General features: G+C 65.7%; 20 protein-coding genes. 11 read left to right on the top strand and 9 right to left on the bottom strand.

Features of this window, described 5'->3' with window-relative positions; translation table 11 throughout:
• The first annotated feature begins 24 nt into the window (after positions 1-24).
• The 4 genes from LWE61_RS08770 (at position 25) to LWE61_RS08755 (ending at position 4,184) form a co-directional block, all read left to right on the top strand.
• Positions 25-1,344, top strand: coding sequence for an Hsp70 family protein (locus tag LWE61_RS08770; RefSeq protein WP_234149677.1), 1,320 nt, complete (start codon positions 25-27; stop codon positions 1,342-1,344).
• Positions 1,341-1,802: a GreA/GreB family elongation factor gene (locus LWE61_RS08765; protein ID WP_234149676.1), complete on the top strand. Its 462-nt coding sequence runs from the start codon at positions 1,341-1,343 to the stop codon at positions 1,800-1,802. Before LWE61_RS08770 ends, LWE61_RS08765 begins: the two co-directional genes overlap by 4 nt.
• Before the next feature lie 64 nt (positions 1,803-1,866).
• Positions 1,867-3,699, top strand: a complete 1,833-nt coding sequence (locus LWE61_RS08760; RefSeq protein WP_234149675.1) for a DEAD/DEAH box helicase — start codon at positions 1,867-1,869, stop codon at positions 3,697-3,699.
• A 35-nt stretch (positions 3,700-3,734) separates the two neighbouring features.
• Complete coding sequence (locus LWE61_RS08755; protein WP_234149741.1) at positions 3,735-4,184, top strand: YaiI/YqxD family protein; 450 nt, start codon at positions 3,735-3,737, stop codon at positions 4,182-4,184.
• A gap of 748 nt (positions 4,185-4,932) precedes the next feature.
• Here the strand turns inward: LWE61_RS08755 and LWE61_RS08750 are convergent.
• Entirely contained in the window at positions 4,933-5,607 is a 675-nt protein-coding gene (locus LWE61_RS08750) for an Hpt domain-containing protein (RefSeq protein ID WP_234149674.1), read from the bottom strand.
• Between the two features lie 95 nt (positions 5,608-5,702).
• On the opposite strand from LWE61_RS08750, the gene LWE61_RS08745 reads away from it, so the two are divergent.
• From LWE61_RS08745 to LWE61_RS08730, 4 genes are all read left to right on the top strand, one after another.
• Positions 5,703-6,335, top strand: coding sequence for a response regulator transcription factor (locus LWE61_RS08745; protein ID WP_234149673.1), 633 nt, complete (start codon positions 5,703-5,705; stop codon positions 6,333-6,335).
• Positions 6,336-6,338: 3 nt separating this feature from the next.
• Positions 6,339-8,864 (top strand): CHASE3 domain-containing protein, encoded by a 2,526-nt coding sequence (locus LWE61_RS08740; protein ID WP_234149672.1) that lies wholly within the window; start codon positions 6,339-6,341, stop codon positions 8,862-8,864.
• Positions 8,854-9,249: a response regulator gene (locus LWE61_RS08735; protein ID WP_234149671.1), complete on the top strand. Its 396-nt coding sequence runs from the start codon at positions 8,854-8,856 to the stop codon at positions 9,247-9,249. The genes LWE61_RS08740 and LWE61_RS08735 overlap by 11 nt, the downstream gene beginning before the upstream one ends.
• Before the next feature lie 171 nt (positions 9,250-9,420).
• Positions 9,421-10,527 carry an FkbM family methyltransferase gene (locus LWE61_RS08730; RefSeq protein ID WP_234149670.1) on the top strand — a complete coding sequence of 369 codons (1,107 nt, stop codon included), beginning with the start codon at positions 9,421-9,423 and terminating at the stop codon, positions 10,525-10,527.
• Positions 10,528-10,637: 110 nt separating this feature from the next.
• On the opposite strand, the gene LWE61_RS08725 is transcribed toward LWE61_RS08730, so the two are convergent.
• Positions 10,638-11,960: a methyl-accepting chemotaxis protein gene (locus LWE61_RS08725; protein ID WP_234149669.1), complete on the bottom strand. Its 1,323-nt coding sequence runs from the start codon at positions 11,958-11,960 to the stop codon at positions 10,638-10,640.
• Between the two features lie 405 nt (positions 11,961-12,365).
• Between LWE61_RS08725 and LWE61_RS08720 the strand changes: the two genes are divergently transcribed.
• The gene (locus LWE61_RS08720; protein WP_234149668.1) at positions 12,366-13,259 is read left to right on the top strand and encodes a diacylglycerol/lipid kinase family protein; all 894 of its coding nucleotides are present in this window, start codon (positions 12,366-12,368) and stop codon (positions 13,257-13,259) included.
• A 77-nt stretch (positions 13,260-13,336) separates the two neighbouring features.
• Here the strand turns inward: LWE61_RS08720 and LWE61_RS08715 are convergent, their stop codons facing one another.
• Positions 13,337-13,792: a hypothetical protein gene (locus LWE61_RS08715; RefSeq protein ID WP_234149667.1), complete on the bottom strand. Its 456-nt coding sequence runs from the start codon at positions 13,790-13,792 to the stop codon at positions 13,337-13,339.
• Between the two features lie 87 nt (positions 13,793-13,879).
• The gene (locus LWE61_RS08710) at positions 13,880-15,742 is read right to left on the bottom strand and encodes an AsmA family protein (protein ID WP_234149666.1); all 1,863 of its coding nucleotides are present in this window, start codon (positions 15,740-15,742) and stop codon (positions 13,880-13,882) included.
• Positions 15,743-15,957: 215 nt separating this feature from the next.
• Here LWE61_RS08710 and LWE61_RS08705 point away from each other — a divergent pair, with 215 nt between their 5' ends.
• Positions 15,958-18,348, top strand: a complete 2,391-nt coding sequence (locus LWE61_RS08705) for a TonB-dependent receptor (protein ID WP_234149665.1) — start codon at positions 15,958-15,960, stop codon at positions 18,346-18,348.
• 174 nt (positions 18,349-18,522) lie between these two features.
• Here LWE61_RS08705 and LWE61_RS08700 read toward each other — a convergent pair whose 3' ends face one another.
• Both LWE61_RS08700 and LWE61_RS08695 read right to left on the bottom strand, forming a co-directional pair.
• Positions 18,523-19,695, bottom strand: coding sequence for an FAS1-like dehydratase domain-containing protein (locus LWE61_RS08700; RefSeq protein ID WP_234149664.1), 1,173 nt, complete (start codon positions 19,693-19,695; stop codon positions 18,523-18,525).
• Between the two features lie 61 nt (positions 19,696-19,756).
• A complete protein-coding gene (locus tag LWE61_RS08695; protein ID WP_234149663.1) occupies positions 19,757-20,272 on the bottom strand; it encodes a nitroreductase/quinone reductase family protein in 516 nt (171 codons plus the stop codon).
• Between the two features lie 139 nt (positions 20,273-20,411).
• Here LWE61_RS08695 and LWE61_RS08690 point away from each other — a divergent pair, with 139 nt between their 5' ends.
• Positions 20,412-21,281, top strand: coding sequence for a LysR family transcriptional regulator (locus LWE61_RS08690; RefSeq protein WP_234149662.1), 870 nt, complete (start codon positions 20,412-20,414; stop codon positions 21,279-21,281).
• 64 nt (positions 21,282-21,345) lie between these two features.
• Here the strand turns inward: LWE61_RS08690 and LWE61_RS08685 are convergent, their stop codons facing one another.
• The 3 genes from LWE61_RS08685 to LWE61_RS08675 are packed head-to-tail and all read right to left on the bottom strand — an operon-like array spanning position 21,346 to position 23,691.
• Positions 21,346-22,380: a zinc-binding dehydrogenase gene (locus LWE61_RS08685; RefSeq protein ID WP_234149661.1), complete on the bottom strand. Its 1,035-nt coding sequence runs from the start codon at positions 22,378-22,380 to the stop codon at positions 21,346-21,348.
• A gap of 13 nt (positions 22,381-22,393) precedes the next feature.
• Complete coding sequence (locus LWE61_RS08680) at positions 22,394-22,891, bottom strand: nuclear transport factor 2 family protein (protein ID WP_234149660.1); 498 nt, start codon at positions 22,889-22,891, stop codon at positions 22,394-22,396.
• Positions 22,888-23,691 carry an SDR family NAD(P)-dependent oxidoreductase gene (locus LWE61_RS08675; protein WP_234149659.1) on the bottom strand — a complete coding sequence of 268 codons (804 nt, stop codon included), beginning with the start codon at positions 23,689-23,691 and terminating at the stop codon, positions 22,888-22,890. The genes LWE61_RS08680 and LWE61_RS08675 overlap by 4 nt, the downstream gene beginning before the upstream one ends.
• Between the last annotated feature and the right edge of the window lie 7 nt (positions 23,692-23,698).

Raw genomic sequence — 23,698 nt, 5'->3', positions numbered from 1 at the left:
CTCCTCCCATCTGGAAGCCTCCCCATGACCACCCCCGCATCCGTGCGCTCCATCGGCATCGACTTCGGCACGACCAACAGCGTCGTCGCGAGCGGCTTTGAGGATGGCCGGGCGGACCTGATCGACTTTGCCGCGCCCGACGGGATCAGCCCGGTGTTCCGCTCCGCGCTGTGCTTCTGGCAGGATGACGCGGTCAAGGGCGGCATCGGGCATGAGGCGGGACCGTGGGCGATCTCCGAATTCCTCGACTTCCCGCAGGGGTCGCGGTTCCTGCAATCCTTCAAGTCGGTCGCCGCCAACCCCGGCTTCGAACATGCCACCATCTTCGAAAAGCGGTTCCGGTTCGAGGAACTGGGCCATGTCTTCCTCGGCCATCTGCGCACCCACGCCGCCGATGCGCTGAAAACGCTGCCGGAGCGGGTCGTGATCGGCCGCCCGGTGCGCTATGTCGGCGCGCGGCCGGACGCCGCCCTGGCCCGCCAGCGGTACGACCTGATGTTCGCCGGGCTGGGGCGGGAGGTGCATTATGTCTATGAGCCATTGGGCGCGGCGTTCAGCTTCGCCAGCCGCCTGACCGAACCGGCGACATTGCTGGTGGCGGATTTCGGCGGCGGCACCAGCGACTTTTCCATCGTGCGGATCGAGGCGCCGGGGACCGCGCGCCGCTGCACGCCGCTCGCTTCCACCGGCATCGGCATCGCGGGCGACCGGTTCGACTATCGCATCATGGACAAGCTGGTGCTGCCGATGCTGGGCAAGGGCGGCACCTATCGCTCCTTCGACAAGACGCTGGAAATCCCCGCCGGTCATTTCACCGATTTCGGCGACTGGTCGCGCCTCGCCCTGATGCGCAACCGGCGGACGCTGGAATCGCTGGCGAAGCTGCGCAAGAGCGCGACCGATCCCGCCGCCATCGACCGCATGATCGCGGTGGTGGACAATGAACTGGGCTATCCGCTCTATGATGCGGTCGGCAAGCTGAAGCGCGGCCTGTCCAGCGACGACAGCGCCCATTTCCACTTCGACCAGTCCGGCCTGACGGTGGAGGCGGACGTCGCCCGCGCCGATTTCGAAAGCTGGATCGCGCCCGACCTCGCCCGCATCGCGGAGACGGTGGACGCGGCGCTGGTCAAGGCGGGGCTGACGCCGGACGGCATCGACCATGTCTTCCTGACGGGCGGCTCCTCCCTGATCCCCGCCGTGCGCGCCATCTTCGAGGCGCGGTTCGCCGCGCACAAGATCGACAGCGGCAACGAACTCACCTCCATCGCCCATGGCCTTGCCCTGATCGGGCAGGAACCCGATCTTGCGGAGTGGACCGTGGAGGAAGAGGAAACAGCATGAGCGTGGCCTTTCGCCGGGAGAGCGACGAGGAGCATCTGGAACCGAAGTTCGAGATCCCCATCCCGCCCGGCCCGAATCTCGTCACCGCGCGCGGCCTGCGCCAGATCGAGGCGAAGGTTGCGGAGTGGGAGGCGACCGTCGCCGCCATCACGGAGGAGGAGCCGCGCAAGACGGCGCAGCGCGACTTGCGCTACTGGCGCACCCGCCTTGCCACGGCGCAGCCCGCACCTGTGCCGACGGGGGCATCGGTCGCCTTTGGCTGCACCGTCACCTTCCGCCTCAACGGTGCGGTTCGCACCATCACCCTGGTCGGCGATGACGAGGCGGAGCCGACCGCCGGCCTCATCGCCTTCACCGCGCCGCTGGCCCGCGCGCTGATCGATGGGGAGCCGGGCGACCTCCTGTCCTTTGCCGGAAAAGAGGATGCCATCGAGTTACTGGAGATTTCCGTCACTTGATGCTAAGGGCCTCCCACATATTGCGCGGCTCCTTTGTCGCCCCCTCTCTTCACAAGCAGAACACATGACGTTCAATACCCAATTCCCGCTTCTGGCCGAGGCGCTCACCGAGCGCGGCTATGCCGACCCCACTCCCGTTCAGGCCGCCGTGTTGGAGCCAGAAGCGGAGGGTCGCGATCTCATCGTTTCCGCGCAGACCGGCTCTGGCAAGACCGTCGCCTTCGGCCTCGCCATGGCGCCGCAACTGCTGGACGAAAATGGCGCGCCGCGCATCAGCGTGTCGCCTTTCGCCCTCGTCATCGCGCCGACGCGCGAACTGGCGTTGCAGGTCAGCCGCGAACTGGAATGGCTGTACAAGGCCGCCCGTGTCCGCGTCGTCACCTGCGTCGGCGGCATGGATGCGGCCAAGGAGCGCCGCGCGCTCTCCGGCGGCTGCCACATCGTCGTCGGCACGCCGGGCCGCCTGCGCGACCATCTGGAGCGGGGCGCGCTGAACCTTCAGGGTCTGGCCGTCGCTGTCCTCGACGAGGCGGACGAGATGCTCGACATGGGCTTTCGCGAAGACCTTGAGGAACTGCTCGACGCGACGCCGGAAAACCGTCGCACCCTGCTGTTCTCGGCCACCATGCCGCAGTCGATCGTGGCGCTGGCCAAGCGGTATCAGCGCGACGCGCTGCGTATCTCCACGGTCGAGAAGGACCGCGGCCATGGCGACATCAGCTATCAGGCGATGGCCATTGCCCCGTCCGACATTGAAAATGTCGTCGTCAACCTGCTGCGCCTCCATGATGCGGAGACGGCGATCCTGTTCTGCGCCACGCGCGACAATGTCCGCCATCTGCACGCCAGCCTGACCGAGCGCGGCTTTGCCGTCGTCGCCCTGTCCGGCGAGCATAGCCAGAATGAGCGTAACCAGGCGTTGCAGGCCCTGCGCGACCGCCGGGCCAAGGTGTGCGTCGCGACCGACGTCGCCGCGCGCGGTATCGACTTGCCCGGCCTGTCGCTGGTCGTCCATGTCGAGATTCCGCGCGATGCGGAAACGCTTCAGCACCGTTCGGGCCGCACCGGCCGCGCGGGCAAGAAGGGCACTGCCGTCCTCCTCGTCCCCTTCCCCCGCCGCAAGCGGGTCGAGGGCATGTTGCGCGGTGCGCGTATTCCGGCGGAATGGGTCAACGCCCCCTCTGCCGCGGACATCCGCAAGGCCGACAGCGCCCGCCTGATCGAGGGTCTGCTCGCCCCCGTGGAGGTCACGGACGAGGATCGCGAGCTGGCGACCCGCCTGCTGGCCGAGAAAAGCCCGGAGGACATTGCTGCGGCTCTGGTCTTCGCGCATCGTTCGCGCCTGCCCGCGCCGGAGGAACTGCTGGGCGCGGACTCGCCGCAGGCCGATCGCGGCCCCCGCGCCGGTTTCGAGGACAGCGCCTGGTTCCGCGTCAATTGCGGTCGCAACCAGAATGCCGATCCGCGCTGGCTGCTGCCCCTGCTGTGCCGCCGTGGCCATCTGGGCCGGGGTGAAATTGGCGCGATCCGCATCGCCGCCGACGACACCATGTTCGAAGTGGCCGGGCCTGTCGCCGCGCGCTTCTTCGCCGCCGTGCGCCGCACGCAGGCGGAGGAGGATGACGGCGTGTACATCCTGCCGGTCGAGGGCAAGCCCCGCGACGAGGCGCGCCAGAACCGCCGCGACAACAGCCGCCCGACCATTCACGCGCCGCGCCCCTACAGCGCAAAGCCCGTCGGTGGTCCCGGTGGCGGCTTCGGCATCCAGAAGGAGCGTAGCGGTGCGGGTGGGCGTCCCGGCGGTCCCGGTGGCCGTCCGGGTGGCCCCGGCGGTCGTCCCGGTGGTCCGGGCGGCGCAAAGCGTCCCCCGTTCAAGGGTGGCCGCAAGCCGGGCTGACCCCGTCCATGACCGCGCCTGTCCCTGCGCCCCCGATCCGCATCCTGGTCGATGCCGATGCGTGCCCCGTGAAGGAGGAGATCTACAAGGTCGCCTTTCGTCACGGGGTTCCCGTCACCATCGTCAGCAACAGCCCCATCCGCATCCCGGCGCATGAGCTGCTGGACCGGGTGGTGGTCAGCGACGGCTTCGACGCGGCCGACGACTGGATCGCGGAACGGGCGGGTGCGGGGACGGTGTGCATCACCGCCGACATATTGCTGGCGGATCGCTGCCTGAAGGCGGGGGCGACGGTCATCTCGTCCAACGGCAAGCCCTTCACCCACAGCAGCATCGGCAGCGCCATCGCGGTGCGCGCGATCATGGCGGACCTGCGCGCGGGCGGCGACGCCATCGGCGGGCCGCCGCCCTTCTCGAAGACGGATCGGTCGCGTTTCCTCCAGACGCTGGACGAGGCGCTTTCACGGCTGAAGCGCGGACGGTGAGGCGCGCGGAGACGCCCCCGTCGTCCTGAACCGGGATCCGCTTCTCCCGCGTATCGCTCTCAGAACAGCAGCACCCTCGATCACGTCGGTCATTATCCCGCTTGAGCAAGCCGGACAGACAATGCCGTTCGTCCTGATGCTGTCGAAGGACCGTTCTTCTTCGGTGCTCCGCGCTTCAAGGAAGTGCAGCCCTTCGACAAGCTCTGAACGAGAGGGGGGGCAGGTTCCAGCGGGATAATGGCCGATCGGGTCCGGGGTGACGAAGGAAACCAATCCCATCCCTTGGCGGCATCGCCTCGCCCGAACATCATCGCGAAAGCCGCAGTGCGGCAGGCGGTCGAATCCGACCAATCCGCAACACCCACAGATAGCGTCAACACCCACAGATAGCGTCGCAACCTTGGCAACGGCGGGTTCATGCAGCCTTCTGCATCCGCATACGGATCGGGAAATGGGTTGCGATGCCGGTGGCGGGATCGTCGTCCCGTTTCCACCGGCATCGCGTGCGACCCACAGGGCGGCTGCCTGACCGGCGCCGTGGTCCGTGAGAAAAGGGGAGAGGCCGAAGCCTCTCCATGCCATCGCGTTTCTGTTTCGAAGGGACAGGGGGCAACCTCTTCGATCCCGCGACGGAAACCGTCTTGCGAGGACCACAAAGCGCCCCGCCGGTTAATTTTGTTTAACCCGCTGGGAACAAAGGGGGAAATTTGCGACCAAAGTCCCATGGTCGACGGCGATTTCCGGCCAGTTATTCCTTGGAAAACAGATATTTCAGCGATTGGATGGTGGCGCGGGTGGCCGCCCGCGCGGCATCGGGGTCATCCGATTCGTCGCGCTCGATCGCGGACCATGCGGCGCTCAGTGCGCCAAAGCCCAGCGTGCCGGCGAGGCCCGCCAGATCGTGCGCGGCCCGCTTCACATCCTCGCCCGCGTCCATCCGTGCCAGCGCCGCCTCGGCATGGCCGGCAAAGCTCAGCAGCAGCCGTGCGGCGCTCTCCTGCCCGGCCAGCCGCACCAGCCGGTAATGGGGTGCGGACAGGTCGCGAAAGCCATGATCGTCCAGCGGTCCCGTCCAGTGCGCGATCAGGGCGATGGCCCGCTCGCGGTCCGGCGGCGTGTCGATCCGGCCCGACACGCCCTTCACCCCGGCATGGCCGGGCGGGGCGAGCAGCAGCACCGGAGTTCCGGCCGCAGGACCGGCGGTCGCCCGGATCGCCGCCAGATGCCCGGCCAGCCTGTCCCCGTCGATGGCCGCATCCATCAGGACAATTGCTGGAGCATCGTCGGGAGAAAGGCGCAACTCCTCGTCCGTGTCGCGGAAATCGCAAACCCATCCATGCGGCTCCAGCCATTGCCGAAACTGCGCCTTCAATATGTCATCGGCCAGCAATAGTATCGCATGACTGCCCCGGATCGCCTGCATTGGGCCTGTCGCTCCGCTGTTGAAATGTTTCTACTCGATAATGGATTGAACATCTCGCAGCTTATGCGCTAACCCTCTATCAAGAGGAGGGAAAAATGGCACAGTTACGCATCCTCCTCGCTGACGATCACCCGCTTGTGCGGGAAGGCCTGGCCATGGCCATTCGCTCCCGCCATCCCGACATCATCCTCGATTTTGCGGACAGCATCGCGGCGGCGGAGGTGCTGGCGCGGACACATCAGGGCTATGCGCTGATGCTGCTCGATTATCGCCTGCCGGATGCGGATGGTTTTTCGGGGCTGTTCCGTATGCAGCACGCGCTGGGCCACACGCCCATCGCCGTCGTGTCCGCCTATGACGAGCCGCAGATCGTCACCGCCGCACGGGCCATCGGCGCGGCGGGTTTCCTGTCGAAGAGCCAGCCGTTCGATGCGCTGGCCCAGTCCATCGACGAACTGCTGCACGGCCGCACCGTCTTCCCCCCGGTCAGCGAGGATGTGCCCGGCCTGTCCGACCTGCGCGACCGGCTGAAAAGCCTGACCACGGCGCAGATGCGCGTGCTGACCGCGCTGGTGAAGGGGCATCTCAACAAACAGATCGCGGGCGACCTCGACCTGTCGGAGGCGACGGTGAAGGCGCATATGACGGCGATTTTCCGCAAATTGGGGGTCAGTAACCGGGTGCAGGCGGTGCTCGCGGTCGGTCCCCTGTTCGACCTGCAAAGCTGAGGCATGGCCGCATCGCTCCCCGCCGAACATCGCCCCGCGCCGCGCCTGTGGCGGGTGCTGGCAATCGCCGCGCTCATCCCGCTGGCGCTCATCACCATCGCGCTGTGGCTGACCAGCAATTTCGACAGCCTGCTGAAGGGGCAGCACGACATCGAGCAGGCCTATCGCCGGGAAATCGCCATCGCCGCCCTGATTTCGGAGATCAAGGACGCCGAAACCGGGCAGCGCGGCTATGTCATCACCGGCAACCCCAGCTTTCTGGCCCCCTATATGGACGCGCGCGAGCGGGTGGGTGCCAAGATGGCGCAGGTCGACCGCCTCTTCGCCACCCAGTCGGCGGATGTGCGTGGCCATGTCTCCCGTCTCCGCGCGCTGGTGCCCCGCAAGTTCGTGGAGATGCAGCTGGTGCTGGACGCGCGGGAATCGCGGGGGGTGGATGCGGCGGCGGCCATCGTCGCGGCGGGCAATGGCAAGCGGCTGATGGACGATATTCGCACGGAAGTCGCGGCGATCGAGGTCCATCAGAATGGCGATCTGGCCCGCGTCGTGGCACAGGGGATCGCGCGGACGGAATATGGACGGCGCGCCTATCTGATCGGTGTCAGCCTCGTCACCCTCATCGCCTTTCTCGCCGCCTATTTCATCTGGCACGGGCGGCGGTCGCGGTATGTGGCGATGCAGGAGGCGCTGAACCACAGCGCCCGGCAGGATGCGATCTTCAACAGCGCGATCAACGCCATCGTCCTCATCAACCCCAGCGGCAGCATCGAGATCATGAACCCGGCGGCCGAGCGGCTGTTCGGCCATAGCGCGACGCATCTGCTGCGCCGGGACATCGCCACCATCGTCAACATCGCGCCGGGGGAGGGGCCGTTCCTCGACCGCCTCGGCCTGGGGCCGAACGGCCTTGCCGAACCCTTCCGCCCGCTGCTGCCCGCCCGCACCGCCAATGGGGAGACGGTGCCGGTGGAGGTCGCGCTGGGCCTCATGCCGCTGGAGGATGGCATGCACATCGTCGCGGTGTTCGGCGACGTGTCGGAACGGGAGAAGGTGGAGCGGATCAAGGACCAGTTCCTCTCCACGGTCAGCCATGAACTGCGCACGCCGCTGACCTCCATCGTCGGGTCGCTGGGCCTGTTGCGCGCGGGCACGTTCGAAAGCCTGTCGGACCAGTCGAAACGGCTCGTCACCATTGCGGAGAATAACGCCAACCGCCTGATCCGCATCGTCAACGACCTGCTGGATGCCGAGAAGCTGCAATCGGGCGAGATGGAATTCGCCATGGCCCCCATCGACATGCGCGATGTGGTGGCCGGGTCGGTGGAGGGGATGGGCGGCCTTGCGGAAACGCATGGCGTCACCCTGCGCTTCGAACCCGGTCCCGATCCGGTGATGGTCCATGGCGACAGCGACCGGCTGGTGCAGGTCGTCGGCAACCTGCTGTCCAACGCGATCAAATTCTCGCCAAAGGGGGAGGAGGTCGTCCTCTCGGCCCTGCCGTACGGCGGGCGCTGCCGGGTCGCGGTGGCGGACCGGGCGGGTGGGATTCCGCTGGAGCTGCGCGACCGCATCTTCACCCGCTTTGCACAGGCGACAGGCGCGTCCACCGCCAGCACGCCGGGCACCGGGCTGGGCCTCAGCATCTCGCGCGACATCGTGCGCCATCATGGCGGCAACATCGGCTTTCAGGACAATGACGAGGGCGGCACCACCTTCACCTTCGACCTGCCACTGCATGGCGTCACGCCGGGGACCACGACCTCCTTCGACGGGCTGAACGGCCAGTCCTACCTCATCCTCTATACGAACAAGAGCGAGGCGGGCTGGCTGACCGAATGGTTCGCCAGCCGGTCGATGAAGACGGACGTGGTGGAGACGATCCCGGAGGCGCTGGCCGCCATTCATCAGCGGCGCTACATGGCGATGATCGTCGATGTGCAGTTTGCGGACGGCGACGCGCCCGCCCTGTTGCAGACGGTGCGCGGCGTGCCCAGCGGGCGGGCGTTGCCGGTGATCGCCATCGCCAATGAAACGCTCGTCTCCGACCCTGGCGATCTTGCCGCGCTCGACATTGTCGACTGGCTGGCGAAACCGCTGGCGACGGAGCAGCTGGGCGACGCCGTGGCCGCGGCCATCGCCCGCGCGGCGATGGACATGCCGCTGATCCTGCATGTGGAGGATGACCCGGACACGCTGGACATCACCGCCACGGCCCTGTCCGGCCTTGCGCGCGTGTCCCATGCCACCAACCTGGCCTCCGCGCGGGCGTTCCTCGACAATTTCCAGGTCGACATCATGATCGTGGACATCGCGCTGCCCGATGGGTCCGGGCTGGACCTGGTGTCGGAACTGTCGGCGCGCGACGGCCCGACCCCGCCCGTCATCATCTATTCCGCGCAGGATTGCGGCGCCAGCGACGTGCGGGAGGTGGAGGCCGTGCTGACCAAGTCGAAGCGGTCGCTGCCCAATCTGGTGGATACCATCGTCGCGATCCGGGATCGCCAGGACCGGGAGAAGCATGGTGCGTGACGTCCTCAACATCCTCTATGTCGATGATGAGGCGGACATCAGGACCATCGTGGAACTGTCGCTGGGCCTCGACCCCGACCTGATCGTGAAGGTCGCGGATTCGGGCATGGAGGCGATGGAGGTGCTGGGCCGCGACGGCTGGCTGCCCGACCTGATGCTGATCGACGTGATGATGCCCGGCATGACCGGCATGGAATTGCTCGCGACCCTGCGCCAGCGGCCCGACACGGCGGCCATCCCCGCCCTGTTCTGCACCGCCAGCGCCCGCTCGACGGAGGTGCAACGCTATATCGACGCGGGCGCCATCGGCGTGGTCAGCAAGCCGTTCGATCCCCTGCGCCTCGCGGGGTTGGTGCGGCGGCATTATGAGGGGGTTAAGGGGTAGGGCCTGCTCTCCTGACGGACCAGCCTGCATATTGGCCAGAAATAGCGGGAATTTGAGGCCGGATGGCTATGTCTACGATGGCCGATTGAATTTGCGAGCGGCGCGCAGTACGCGACCGCAATAGAATGCGCTGGCCCATAGGTAAGCGCAGGCATACCGGGAGATCGTCATATGCTTGAGACCCTGCTGAAGACGACCGGCAAGATTGATGCGTTTCTCGATAGTGCCATGGTAGATCCCGAAATCGTCCTGTACGGCGCGGGATTTGCGTTGGCCGATATCCTGAAGACGGTGGAACGCCATGGATTTTCTGTCATGGCAATCTGCGATTCGGACCCGGCGAAGCACGGCAGCAAATTTCGCGATAGATATCCCGTCATGGCGCTTGGAGATGCGGCGGCCCGCTTTCCTGGTGCGCGCTTCCTGATTTCCAGTCCAACCTACTTCGATGATATCGAAAAGCTCCTCAGGGAGAAGCTGGCTGCAGGCCGGGTATGTAACGTCGATCTAACCTGTGCCTATTTCTTCGACAAAGGTGAATTTCGCAATTTTCTGGCGTCAGAACTTGGCCAGTTTGAAGAGGTTTCCGCCCTGCTTCACGACGATCGGTCGCGTGAAACCTATGCCAGAGTGATACAGGCTCATCTCAGTGGGGATCGCGCCGATTTTGAGCGAGCGTCCACGGGGACCGAAGACCTCTACCTGTTTCATAGCCTGTTGAAGCCGTCCGCCGATACCGTCTATGTCGATTGCGGCGCCTATGACGGGGACACGGTCAACCTGTTCATCGAAGCGGCTGACGGAGGCTATGCCAGAATCTACGCCTTCGAACCCGACCCGACGATGCAAGAAAATTTGCAGGCCGTGGCCGAAGCGCAGGATGGTCGGGTGGAAATCATAGCGACCGGCGTGGCGGATCGTGATGGAACGATCAATTTCGCTGTCGATGGTGTGTTTTCGGCTATTGTCGCGGATGACCTCGTCGGCGCTGAAGGTGTGATCTCCATTCCCGTCACAAAACTGGATAGTTTTTTGGTCGATGAACCTGTTTCCATCATAAAGATGGACATTGAAGGTGGGGAATATGATGCGCTGAAAGGCGCGGCGCAGTTGATCCGAAAATATCGACCAAAGCTGGCGGTTTGCCTCTATCACAGGGTCGATGATTTTATTCGTATCGCAAAGTTGATACGGGACATTGTCCCAGAATATAAGTTACGCCTTGAGCATCAATCCAACAGCTGCACTGACACCGTTCTCTTCGCGACTCTGGAATGAAGGCGCTTGGATCGCAGCGATGTGCATGATGATCATTTCTTGAATTTTGCGCGCTGTACCAGGCCATCCATTCGTCCGTTGGGCCGCTGTTACTTTGCGGCCCAAACCCCTCACCCCCCCACAACAAACGACCACCGCTCCTCCACTCCTGCGCTTCCCGCTCCCCCTGTCGATACCCGGAATGTCGCGACCATATTGGCGAGCTGCTCCGCCTGACCGGCCATGGATCGGGCGGCGGCGGTGCTTTCCTCCACCATGGCGGCGTTCTGCTGCGTCATCTTGTCCATGTCCGATATGGCGCGGTGGACATGTTGCAGGCTGTTGGACTGGCGACCCGACGCATCGGATATGCCGCCGACCAGTTCGTTCACCTCGCCGATGCGGTTGACGATGGTGTCCAGCACCCGGCCCGTCTCCCCGACCAGATTGACGCCCAGCCGAACCTGCTCCGAACTTTTGGTGATGAGATCCTTGATGTCCTTGGCCGCGTCGGCGGATCGCTGCGCCAGCGCCCGCACCTCGTTGGCGACCACCGCGAAACCCTTGCCCGCATCGCCCGCCCGCGCCGCCTCGACGCCTGCGTTCAGGGCGAGGAGGTTGGTCTGGAAGGCGATGCCGTCCATCAGCGTGATGATCTGCGAAATCTCGCCCGACGAGCTTTCGATGGCGCCCATGGCGGAAATCGCCTGCGTCACCACGCTGCCGCCGTCGCTGGCCTCCTGATAGGTGACGGAGATCGCGCCCTTGGCCTGTCCCGCGCCCGCCGCCGTTTCCTGCACCAGGCCCGTCACCTCGGTCATGCTGGCCGTGGTTTCCTCCAGCGAGGAGGCCTGCTGCTCCGTCCGGCGCGACAGGTCGTCCGACGCATCGCGGATCTGGGCGGAGGCGGCCAGCACATTCTGCGCCGAATCCGCGACGTTGGTCAGCAACTGCTCCAGCCGCTCGCCCGCCTCGTTGAAATTGCCGCGCAGGCTTTCGTACCGGTGGGGGAAGCTCTGGTGCAGCCGGACGGTCAGGTCGCCCTGCGCCAGCGTGGAGAGCGCATCGCCCAGCGCGCTGACGGTGGCGTCCACTTCCTCGGCGGAACTGGCGCGCATCGCATTTTCGCGGAACACGGTCATCGCCCGCGTCATCCGGCCCACGCAATCCTTGTGATCGGTGAAATCGACCGGCGTGGTCAGGTCGCCCGCGGCCAGCTTCTCCATGCGGACCACGGTGCCGACATAGGGATCGCAGATCAGCCTGCCGCTGATGACCACGGTCAGCATATGCGCGACCAGCGCCGCAATGCCCATGGCCAGCCCCGCGCCCGGCGACCCTTGGGCGGTCAGGATGACGCCGCCCACCGCCACGACGCCCCACAGCATGTGCACGCCCAGCAGCACGGAAAATTTGCGCCGTATCGGCGCGTCCTTCTTGAACCAGTTGATCATCCCTGCCTCCTGCGACCCCGCGTCACTTTATCATGCGGCCTTGGGATTGTTGCCCGCATATTGCTATGTTTAGAACGAAACGGTTGCCCCGGCATTGAGGATAATATCAGCGAAAATATGGAGTTAGCGTAGTTTCGGGACCGTCCTGAACCATGGTCCCATGGTCGGGATCGGCAGCAATTGCGGATTTGTGCGGCCTGCGCGCACCCGTCGCCGCAGATGCTGACAAAGGATGAAGGGCCACGGCGCGCCGCGTCCGCGCCCGGACCTGCATTTTGCGCGATATGTGGATTTTCGCCGCCACCGGGCGGCCACCGGGCCGCCACCCCGGCACCGGTATGGGATTTTCCGTCGCACGACCGGCCCGGCCCGGAAACTTATGACCGGCCGGGGGTTAGTTGCGGCATGGAAACAAGCTCTCTGCCGCGCGAGGCCGCGCTGATCGTCAATGCCCAGTCGCGCAAGGGCGAGGATTTGTTCGAGGCGGCGCGGGCCAAGCTGACGGAGGCCGGCGTCACCCTGATCGCGGCGCATCCGGTGCGCGACCCCTCGCAACTGTTCGACCATGTGCGGCGCGCGGTGGCGGACGGCGCGCCGATGGTCATCGTCGGCGGCGGCGACGGCTCCATGTCGGGGACGGTGGATGCGCTGGTGGGGACGAACTGCGTCTTTGCGGTGCTGCCGCTGGGCACGGCCAACAGCTTCGCGCGCACGCTCGACCTGCCGCTCGACCTGGACGGGGCCATCGACGCCATCGCCCATGGCCAGCGGCGGCGGATCGACCTGGGCATGATTGACGACGATTATTTCGTGAACGCCGCCTCGCTCGGCCTGTCGCCGATGATCGGCAAGACGGTGCCGCACAAGCTGAAACGCTATCTGGGCCGGATCGGCTATCTGCTCTGGGCGATAAAATGCTCGGTCGGCTTCCGCGCCTTTCGCCTGACCATCGACGATGGCACGGGGGAACAGCGGATGTGGTCGACGGAGGTCCGCATCCTCAACGGTCCCTATCATGGCGGGGTTGAACTGTCGGACAATGCCGATGTCGATACCGGGCAGATCGTGGTGCAGGCGGTGGTGGGGCGCAGCCATGCCCGGCTGGCGTGGGACTGGTACGCCAAATTCTTCAAGCTGCGCGACCGCGACGCCCATACGAAGGAGTTTCGCGGCACCGCGATCCGGCTGGCGACGAAACCGTCGCAGCGCATCTCCATCGACGGGGAGGTGCTGGCCGCGACGCCGGTGGTGGCGCGGGTGGCGGCCGGCGTTATCGAGGTGGCTGTGCCCCGGCGGTAGGGCCGGGGGCCGACGCCCGGTTCTCTGGCTGACGCATTGGCTCCACAATGCAGCCCTGAGATTTCGCCCTCCGCCGCTTAACCGGCCAGAAAAAATACCACGCCGCCGACAAAACACAGGACGCCCGCCAGCCCTCCCCACACGGCCCACATCTTCAGGCGACGGAGCATGGGAAATGCGCGGTCGTGATCCGCATTCATCGCGTCATAGATTGCGGACAGGGGGCTGCCGGGGAGTGTCTGATCGATCGCCCTGACCATCCCGTCCGCGCGACGTATTTCCAGCTTGAGCTTTTCATGCAGCTTGGCGGAGAGCAAAAGCGCGAAGGCGCCCAGCCCAAACACCACCGCCCCCATCCATTTGTCATCGGGGCGCAGTCCATCCTTGGCGGCAAAGCCCAGGATCGCACCCGATACCGTGCCCAGGAACGTCAGGACGCTGGACCGCAATGTTTCGATATGGCGGAGATGAACCCGATGCTCGGCATAGAGTTTCTCCAATGTCGCGCGCGTCGGCGCCAATTCGTCGGACATGATCCACCATCCCCCATGGTCGATAGAAACGGCGTGTCTGTTTATGGACCTGGCGTCTGACGGTGGCGAGCGATTTTCCTCCTGTCCCTACCGCCCGATCGTCTTGCGGCCCAGCGTCGCGCAGTCCGCATCCGTCGCCAGCACTTCGTCATGCCCGGTGATCGCGCGCCCGATGGCTTTCAGGACATTGCCGACCGATTTGGTCTGCGGCGGCACCACCACCTCCGGCTCGCGGATCGTGCCGCGCGCGGTGATGTAGCCGGGGACGACCAGCAGCGCGTCCTTCTTGGGCGCGCCGGTCAGCGTTGCGGCGATGGCCTCGTTGGGGAAGCTGACCGCGCCCGTGCCGCGCGTCTGGCTGGCGCTGGTGTCGATCAGCAGCGGGGCGAAGGTGCCGGTCCCGCCCCGCATGTCCAGCCGCACGATGGCGCAGCGCAACGTCGCGCGCTCCTCGTCCCTGCCCAGCAGGCCGCGCCCCACGTCAAAGCCGATCAGAGCCGCGATCTTCGCGGGCAGCACGCCGTTGCGCGCCACGATGCCGATGCTGCCGTCCGACCGGCCCACCGCCTCGCGCACCGTGCTGCCGACCCCGGTCAGGCGCACGCGGGCGTCCATCCGCGCGTCGATCCCGGCCTCGCCGCCGCCGACCAGCGCCGCGATGCTGCTGCCCGTCATGTCCAGCGCGATGGTGACGCGCGGGGCGGGCTGCCCGTCGCGCTGGTTCACCACCACCTTGCCGGTGATCGCGCCGCGCGTCAGGCCGATGCGCAGCGGCTCCACCGTCAATATCCGCCGGTCGAGGTGCAGCACGCCGCTCAGGTCGCGCAGGGAGGAGGGGCGGCGCCCGCCCAATATCCGGTCGACCCGCACGCCGATGCGCCCGTCCGTCCGGTCGATCTTGCCGATGTTGATGCGCGTGTTGGGCACCAGCCGCAGCCCTTCCGCCTGCTCCAGCGCGCGGGCGCGGGCGTTGCCCTCGTCGCTGGCCAGATCCTCGAAATCCAGCGCCGCAAAGCGCACGTCGCCGTCCAGCTTGACCCGGCCATCCACCTTGCGCGCGCTGATATGCCCGTTCAGCCGGCTGCGCCCGATGGTGCCGGTCAGGCTTTGCACGATCCACGCGCCATCCGCCCGCCGCACATCGGCGGCCAGCGCGACCGGCTGCGTGCCGAACAGCCCGGCCTCGATGATGCGGTCGATGCGTTTGAGGTCGTCGGCGCGCGCGGTGACGCGAAAGGTCAGGGCGCGGGTGTCGAGCGGGGCGGCCATGCTGCCCTTCGCCGCCATGGTCAGCGCCGCGCCCGCAATATCCGCCTCGAACGGCCAGGGGCGGCCCGGCGCCATCGCCCCGCCCCTGACGCGCAGGGTGACGGGCGCGCCATCCACCGTGCCACGGCCCCGTGCGGACAGTCCGGCGACGGGATCGGCGGTGACGGAGAGGGTGAAGGCCCGCCGTTGCACCGCGTCGCGATACCGGATGACGGCGTTCTCGATCCGCACCCCCGCGAAGCCCGCGCCGCCGCCGGCATCGCTATCGTTATCGCCGTCCTTGCCCCCGCGCCAGTTGGCCCGCCCGTCCGCCGCGCGGACCAGGTTCAGGCGAATGTCCGACGCGGTCAGCGCGTCCACATCCCCCCGCCCGACCAGCAGCGGCAGGACCGGCACCCGCACCCGCAGCAGCCCGATGGCGGCCAGTTCGCCGCGTCCGGCCCATGGCTGTTGCGGCACATGCACGTCCGCCACGCGGATCACCGGGGAGAAGGAAAAGCCGCTTTCCCGCTCCAGCGCGCCGATGCGGACCGCCGTGCCGAACCGCTCGCCCAGTTGCCGTTCGGCCCGGCCCTTCAGCCAGCCGACCGGAAAGGTGGCGAGGAGCAGGACGAGCGCGAGCAGCAGCACGGCCCCCGCGCTGAGAAGGATGGTGGTGCGGCGCGAGAGCGAAAAGGTCATGGCTTGGGGGACGAGCGATGACGGCATTTGTTCCCCAGCCGTATCCATTTCGACCGGCCGGGGATGCGATAGCTGGCTCTTATGGCCTCCGTCTCTCCATCCCGGTCGCTCCACAATACCGCTCCAGACATTTCCCCGCCGCAACGGCTGTGGTCAAATCCGCCAGCGGCCGCCACCCCAAAACAGGGCGGACCGCCTGTCCTGGGGAGGAACATATGATCCGCACATCCATATTTGCGGCCCATCGCGCGCGCGGGCTGACGGGACTTTCGCTGCTGGCGCTCATCGCCGCTCTGTCGCCCGCCGCCGCCCTGGCGCAGGGGTCGTCCGGCGCGGCGCTGGAGGCGGGATCGAACGCCGACATCGTCGTCACCGCCCGCCGCCGCGACGAAAGCCTGGCCAAGGTGCCCATCGCCATCACCGCCATCGGCGCGGAGGATCTGGTCAAGCGCGCCATCACGACCGACGCCGACCTGCAACGCACCGTGCCCGGCCTGACCATCCGCCAGACGCAGGGCAACAACTCGCTCACTTATTCGCTGCGCGGCCAGAGCGCGGATATTTTCAGCGGCTCGCCCTCCGCCGTCGTCACCTATCTCAACGAAGTGCCCATCCCGGTGGGCGGGGCATCCACCTTCTTCGACCTCCAGTCGGTGCAGGCGCTCAAGGGGCCGCAGGGCACCCTGTTCGGGCGCAACGCCACGGGCGGCGCGGTATTGTTCACCTCCGCCCAGCCGACCAACGACCTCGGCGGCTATGCCCGCGCCCGCTATGGCCGGTTCGACCATGTCGAGGTGGAGGGCGCGATCAACCTGCCGATCGTGGATGACCGGGTGCTGCTGCGCGTCGCGGGCAATTACACCCATGACGATGGCTTCATCCGCAACCTCTACACCGGCGACACGCTGGGCCAGATCAACCGGGGCAACGCCCGTGCGACACTGACCCTCAAGCCGACCGACACGATCACCAGCACCACCATGCTGCAATATTCGAAGACCACCGGCACCAACACCGGGGCCTCCTATACCTACAGCGTCTATGCGCCGGGCGAGACGAACAATGGCAATGCGCTGAACGCGGCGGCGGGCGGCCTGTTCGGCCCGAATGGCGCGTTCGGCTCCGCCTTCTGGGCGGGCTATCTGGCGACCCATCCCAAGGCGTATGCGCCCGGCCTGCTGGCCTATGTCGATGAACAGCGGCGGCTTGGCCCCTATGTCACCAACCATCCCGGCGGGGCGCGCCATTATGGCGAGAGCTGGACGCTGACCAACATCACGGAGATCGCGCTGGGCGACAGTCTCAAGCTGCGCAACATCTTTGGTTTCGTGGACAGCTTCACGCTCAGCGATCAGCCACAGCTTGGCGCGCCCTTCGTCACCATCCTGACCGAAAACGCGCAGCGCGGCCTGTATGGCAATCTCGACAAGCTGCGCTCCTATTCGGAGGAGATCCAGCTTCAGGGGCAGGCGGGCGCGCTGGACTTCATCGTCGGCGCCTATTTCCAGCGGCAGACTGTCCGTTCCCAATATCCGCAGACCTATTTCGATCTGGGGGCGCCCGCCTTTGGCACGCCCGCCTATGCGAACAATCATTTCCGCATCAGGAACAACACCAACGCCGTCTACGCACAGGGCACCTACGACCTGTCGTCCATCGGGGCGGAGGGGCTGAAGCTGACTGCCGGCATCCGCTACACCTGGGAGAGGGTGAAGGGGTTCCAGCTTCGCGGCTCCGACAATTTCGGCGCGCCGGAGCGGGTGCGCGACTATTCGGACCCCAGTTGGGAGGTCGGGCTTCAGTATCAGGCGACGCCGGACCTGTTGCTGTACGTCAAGACGCGGGGCAGCTTCCGCAGCGGTGGCTATAACGGCACGTTCGACCCGACGGTGCAGAACCTCAACGCCAGCAATTTCTTCGGCTCGGAAACGACGGAGGATGTGGAGGGTGGCCTGAAATATAGCGGGCGGGTGATGGGGCGTCGCGCCACGCTCAACATCGCGGTCTTCAACCAGTGGATTCACGGGGTTCAGCGCGCGGAGTTCCCCGACCCGGACGGCCCCGGCGGCGTCGCCTCCATCGCCTACACCACCAATGTCCCCGAAGAACGGGTGCGCGGTATCGAGGCGGAGGCGATGGTGCAGCCCGCCGACTGGCTGCGCGTGGGTGGGCAACTGGCCGTCACCGACGCCAAATTCACCAATGGCACCGTGGTCCTGTTCGGGAAAAGCTATTCCTATGGTCCCGTCGGCGACACGCCGAAAAGTTCGGGCACGCTGTGGGCCGAACTGTCCGCGCCCATGGACGCGGCGGTCGGGCAGGTCAGCCTGCGCGGGGAAGTGTACAGCCAGACCGGCCAATATTTCTCCAACGCGGCGGACACCATCGCGCCGCGCACCCGGCTGCCCGGCTATACGCTGGTCAATGGCCGGTTGAGCTGGAACGGCATCATGGGATCGCCGGTGTCGGCGGCGCTCTATGGCGAGAATCTGTTCGACCAGGAATATTTCGTGGGCGGCATGCAACTGGCCTCCGCGCTGGGCCATAATGGCGCGGTGGTGGGCAAGCCGCGCACTTATGGCGTGGAGCTGTCGTTTAAATTCTGATGTGGATGGGGTCACGTGGCGTGGCGGGGTGGGTGGCGCCGAACAGGCATTAAGACGATGAAAATAAAAGATAAATGATAGAAAAAGGGCGACCGGTTCTGCACCGGCCGCCCTTTTGTGTCATCCGCTGTCCCGGCGTCTTTCCCTACAGGGTGCGCTCGGCCTGTGCCTGGGTCAGCCCGCCTTCTTGGGCAGGGCGATCTCCGCCGTACCGGTGCACAGCGTAACACCCTTTTGGTTGGTCATCTTGTGTTTCACCTGCACCAGATGACGGCCCTCCGCGTCGACCAGCTTGTCCACGACCTCGGCGGTCTGGATGGTCACGTCGCCCGACAGCGCGGGGCCGCGATAGTTAGCGATGGAGTGGACGACCCGCCCATGCTCGCCCGCCCATCCGGCCAGATAGTCCGTAACCCATGCCCCCATGGACGCGCCATAGCCATAGGAGCGCGGCATGCCGATGCGGCGGGCATATTTGGGGAACAGGTGCCCGCGTGACGGACCATAATAGGCGCCATCGGTCAGCGAGGGGTTAATGAGCTGCATGTCCGGGTCATTCTCATAACCCGCCATTTCCGGCGTGAATCCCAGCGCCAGCAGATCCTGCTTGCGCAGGTCCATCGTGCCCCAGGTGTTGACGATGAACGCGCGCCATTCCGTCGTGAAGCTGGCGATGCTGTGCGGGCCAAAGACGCGCTCGGCCAACTGGTCGCCGACGGTCACATCGTCCCACCAGCGTTCCTTGTGGCCCAGGTCGTGCAGACCCTTGATCCAAGTGAACTTGCGGTCCTCCAGCGCGTCCAGCTCGTCGTCGGTCCAGACCGGCTCTTCGGCCTCGTCCACATTGACATTGTCGCCACCGGCGTGCGCCTGATAGCGGATGGCGGTGGACCGCTGCTTGGCGACCGGCTCGCCATGCTGGTTGCTGTAATTATTGTCGCCGCGCTGGAAGCAGGTCGGCCCAGCGAAGCTGGTTTCCTTCACCACATAGTCAAAGGGGACGCGGGTGTTGCTGATGATGTCGCCGGCGGACACGCGCGCATCATAATACCACCATTCGTCGCCGCCGAAGAGGAGGTGCGAATCCGCGATGCGCCCGACGCAGGCCGGGGCCGCGCCATGGCCGTCGTCGGTGGCGATGGGAAAGCTCTGCGGCGCGATCAGCTTCCCGAACTTGCTCTCCGCTGCGAATTTCGGGTCGTAGTGCAGGAGGTTGGCATAGTGCATGCCATGCGCCCAGCGGCGGATGTCATTGTTGGCGATGGGTTCGCGCAACGGCGAAAAATCCATCGTCTTGCCGAGGTAATTGTCGATGTCGGAGCAGTCGAGCGTTGTCTTGGTGGTCATTGTCGCATGTCCTTTCCCGGCGCGGGGCCGGGTCATGGGATAAGGAAAAGGGGATGGCGTCCTAGCTCTGGCGGATGCCGGTCGCGTCCGATTCCTGGAAAACTGGGATGGCCTCTGCCGCCTTCATCATCACCAGCGGGATGATGCGGTCGGTCGATGCCTGGTAGTTGGCATAGAAAGGGTGGCAGTCGATGAAGAATTGCCAGACCTTCTCCCGCTCCGCGCCTTCCGGCTCGCGCCAGCTGCCCTTGAAGGCCTGGGTCGCGATCTGAAACTCGACCGTCTCGTTGCCGATCAGGTTTAGATACCATGCGGGGTGATGGTCCGCTCCGCCCTTGGACGCGCAGATCACCACTTCGCCGCCTATATCGGCGTAGCACAGCGGGGTGATGAAGATGTTGCCGCTCTTGCGGCCTACATATTTGATCATGCAATGCGTCGCGAAGCTGCGCCCGCCCACGGGGGTCAGGTCCATGATATGCCCCTCCGCCCCGCCGGAACGCAAATAGCTCAGCCGATGATCGGCAGCCCAGTCGCGCCGCACAGCGCTGATCGCGGCGGAAGATTCGTCACTCATGGGCTTCTCCTCCCAATGCTGGCGGAGGGATGCGGGCGCGGGAAATCGCGGCCCGTTCTCTCCAGTTTCAATGCCCGCTGGTAATGGGCCGGGTCATGCTGTCTAATGCAAATATCGTTTAAGGCTATGTGATTTTAGTATGGATCTGTCGATCGGCAAATTGCAACAATTGGTGACGGTCGCGCGAACCGGCAGCTTCTCCCGCGCTGCCGTCGAACTGAACATCAGCCAGCCAGCGCTGAGCCGCAGCATCGCGGGGATTGAGGATCGCTACGGCTTCCAGATATTCAGTCGCATGGGCCATGGCGTGGCGCTGACCGCGGCAGGTTCGCAGGTCGTGGCGCAGGCGGGGCCGCTGCTCCAGAGCCTGCGGGTGTTCGACAGCAACCTGCGCCTGTTCGGATCGGGCAAGGCGGGGCGGTTGCAATTCGGTCTTGCGCCGCTGCTTGCCAGCCAGATCCTCGCCCGTTTCGCGGGCGAACTGTTCACGTCGGACACCGCGGCCCGCCTGTCGGTGATGATCCGCCCCGGTCCAGACCTGCTCGACGCATTACGGAATGACGAGATCGAGCTGTTCTTCTACCCGGAGAGCCATATCGAGCCGATAACGGAAATCGAGGTGGAGCCGGTCGGCGCGATTGTCGCGTCCTGCGTGGTGCGACGTGACCATCCTCTGGCAGGGCGGGAGGGCCTGACTCTGCGCGATCTCGCCATCTATCCTTGGGCCAGTTCGGTCGATCCGCCCATCGTGGACGAGCATTTCAGTTCCGCCCAGCTGACCTGCGACAATTATCATATCCTGCGCGATGCGGTGCTGGAGAGCGATCTGGTCTGCATCTGCTCCAATGCTTTCGTAGCGCCGCAACTGGCGGATGGCAGCCTGCGGGAGATTCGGGTCGAGGGGCTGCCTCTGCCGCCGACCACCATCTATATGGCCAAGCTGCGCGGCCGCGCCCATTCTCCGTTGGCGCAGGAGGCGGTGCGGCGGATCAGCAAATATCTGCAATAGATCGGCCTCATGGCATCCCCTGGCCCCGGCATTGCCCGTCATCCCGGTCGCTGAGAGGGGGAAGTCACAGCGTGCGCGGATCGACCACCGTCCGCACCGGGGCGCCCGGTCCCGACATGGCGCGCATCGCCGCGTCCACCTTCTCCAGACCGATGCGTTCGCCCAGCCAGGGGCGCACGTCGATCCGCCCGTCCGCGATGGCGCGCAGGGCCAGTTCCATGTCCTGCGGTTCCTCGCCCGCCGCGAACTGGATGTTCAGCCGCTTGTTCTGCGCGGCGAAGACCAGCAACTGCTCCGGTTCCATGCAATAGCCGCCCATCACGATGCGTGCGCCAAAGCCGACGCCGGTGATGATCTGTTGCAGCAGGCCGGGCAGGCCGACACATTCATAGACGAGATTTGCACGCCGGTTGCCGAGATCCGGCAACGGCCCATAGGGCGAGAGGTCGCGCGGGTCGACCACGATGTTCGCCCCCATCGCGATGGCCAGCGCCCGGCGATCCTCGTGGAAATCCGCCGCGATGATCGGCGCGATGCCCATCAGTTTCAGTCCGGCGATCACGCCTAGCCCAATGGCGCCGCAGCCAAGGACCAGCGTAATGTCGTCCTTGTCCGGCCGTCCACGCCGGGCATGCTCCAGCCCTACGGCAAGCGGTTCCGTCATGGCGGCCAGATCGTCGTCAAGGTCGCCCGGCACCTCCAGCATCATATCCTCGTCCAAAAGCATATATTCGCCAAAACCGCCGGGGCAGTCATGGCTGAAGCCGACGATGGCATGGGCACCCGACTGGCGCATGATCGGGATAGACGTGACCTTGCGGCCCGCCTTGACCGTGCGCCGGCTGCCGGGGCCATAATCGATCACCTCACCGACATATTCATGACCGGGGATGAAGGGGCGGCTGACGTCCAGCCCCGCATAGGGGCCGCCATGCACTTTGGACAAAGCGACGATGGTTTCGCCGCTGTGCAGGAAATGCGCCTCCGACGCGCACATGCCGCAACTGTGCGTGCGGACCAGTGCCTGCCCCTTGCCGGGGACGGGATCGGGCATGTCGCCGACATGTACCGTGCCATTTTGAATGAAGGCTGCTTTCATCGGAACGATCCTGTCAGTTGCCCGGCGCAAATATGCCGTAGGATGGGTCGCTGGCGTCGCGGCTACCCATGTCGGGCTGGCTCATTGGCGTCACGGTACGGACCTCGTCAAAGTCGCGGATGGCGATGCGATGGTCGAGGCCCCAGCGCCCCTCGCGAAAGGACCAGCGGTCGACGTAGCGGCTCCACACGCTCATCTGCATCACCGCTTCGTCCCGCTGCATGCGGAGGGTCGCCGTGCAATAGGCCTCGCTGCCCGCCCGGTCGCCGTCGAGCGTGACGAGGATATTGGCGATCTGGTGCGAATGGGCGAGCAGGCCGCGATGAGAGTCGCAAATCTTGTCGATCACGGCTTTGCCGGGTCCCTGATAGAAGCTGGCGCCATAGTCGGCGGTCGCATCCTCATGCCAGATGCCATGTCCCAGCGGCACGTCGAGTCGGTCGACGGAGCGGCAATAGACGTGGATCAGGTCCGTGATCGCCTGTCGGTCGTGGAGGGGCGTGCGGCTCATTTCGCGATCTTCAGGTCGGCCATCGCCGCTTCCATGGCCAGGATGCGATTGCGGCGTGTGGCGGCGGATTGCAGCATGCGGCCTTGTTCGTCATCCTCCAGTCCCCAGTTGTGCACCGGACCATGCGGCAACCGTTCCAGTCCTACGCGCGCCACATCCTCCGCACTGGCGAGGCCGGAGGGGACGGGCACGCCCCGTGCGGCGCAGTGGCGGCGGAATTCCGGTGTGTCGGTGCGGCCCAGGATCAGGTTCAGCACATGGACGCCATGGCCGCGCAGTTCCGCCCACAGCCCCTCACCAAAGCACAGGTCGAACGCCTTGCTGCCCGAATAGACGCCAAGTCCCGATGCGCCGCCATAGCAGGCGCCCGATCCGACGAGGATGATGCCGCCGCGACCGCGTTTCCGCATGGGGGCGCCCAGCAGGTGCGAAGCCTGCATGACCGTCACTACGTTGCGGGCGACGAGATCGATCCACGCCCTGATGTCGGTCTTGAAGAAGGCGGTGCCATTGGGATCGCCGCCCGCGTTGCTGATGTACAGGCCGACTTCGCGCCCCTCGCTTGCCGCCGCGATTTTTTCGATGGCGTCCGGTGCGGCAAGGTTGATGGAAGCGGTGACGCATTCGGTGCCGTACGCGGTTCGCAATTGTGCCGCCAGTTCTTCCAGTGGGGCCTGACGCCGGGCAATCAGTATCAGCTTCAACCCCTCGGCGGCGAGGCGGTGGGCAAAGGCCGCGCCTGTTCCCTCGGACGCTCCCGCGATCAGCGCCCACGGGCCATATTTTTCCAAAATGCTCACACGCTGC

It is taken from the genome of Sphingobium sufflavum, from assembly GCF_021403115.1.
GTDB lineage: Bacteria > Pseudomonadota > Alphaproteobacteria > Sphingomonadales > Sphingomonadaceae > Sphingobium > Sphingobium sufflavum.
The sequence above is the reverse complement of the archived record's forward strand: the minus strand, read 5'-3'. Positions and strand labels throughout refer to the sequence as shown.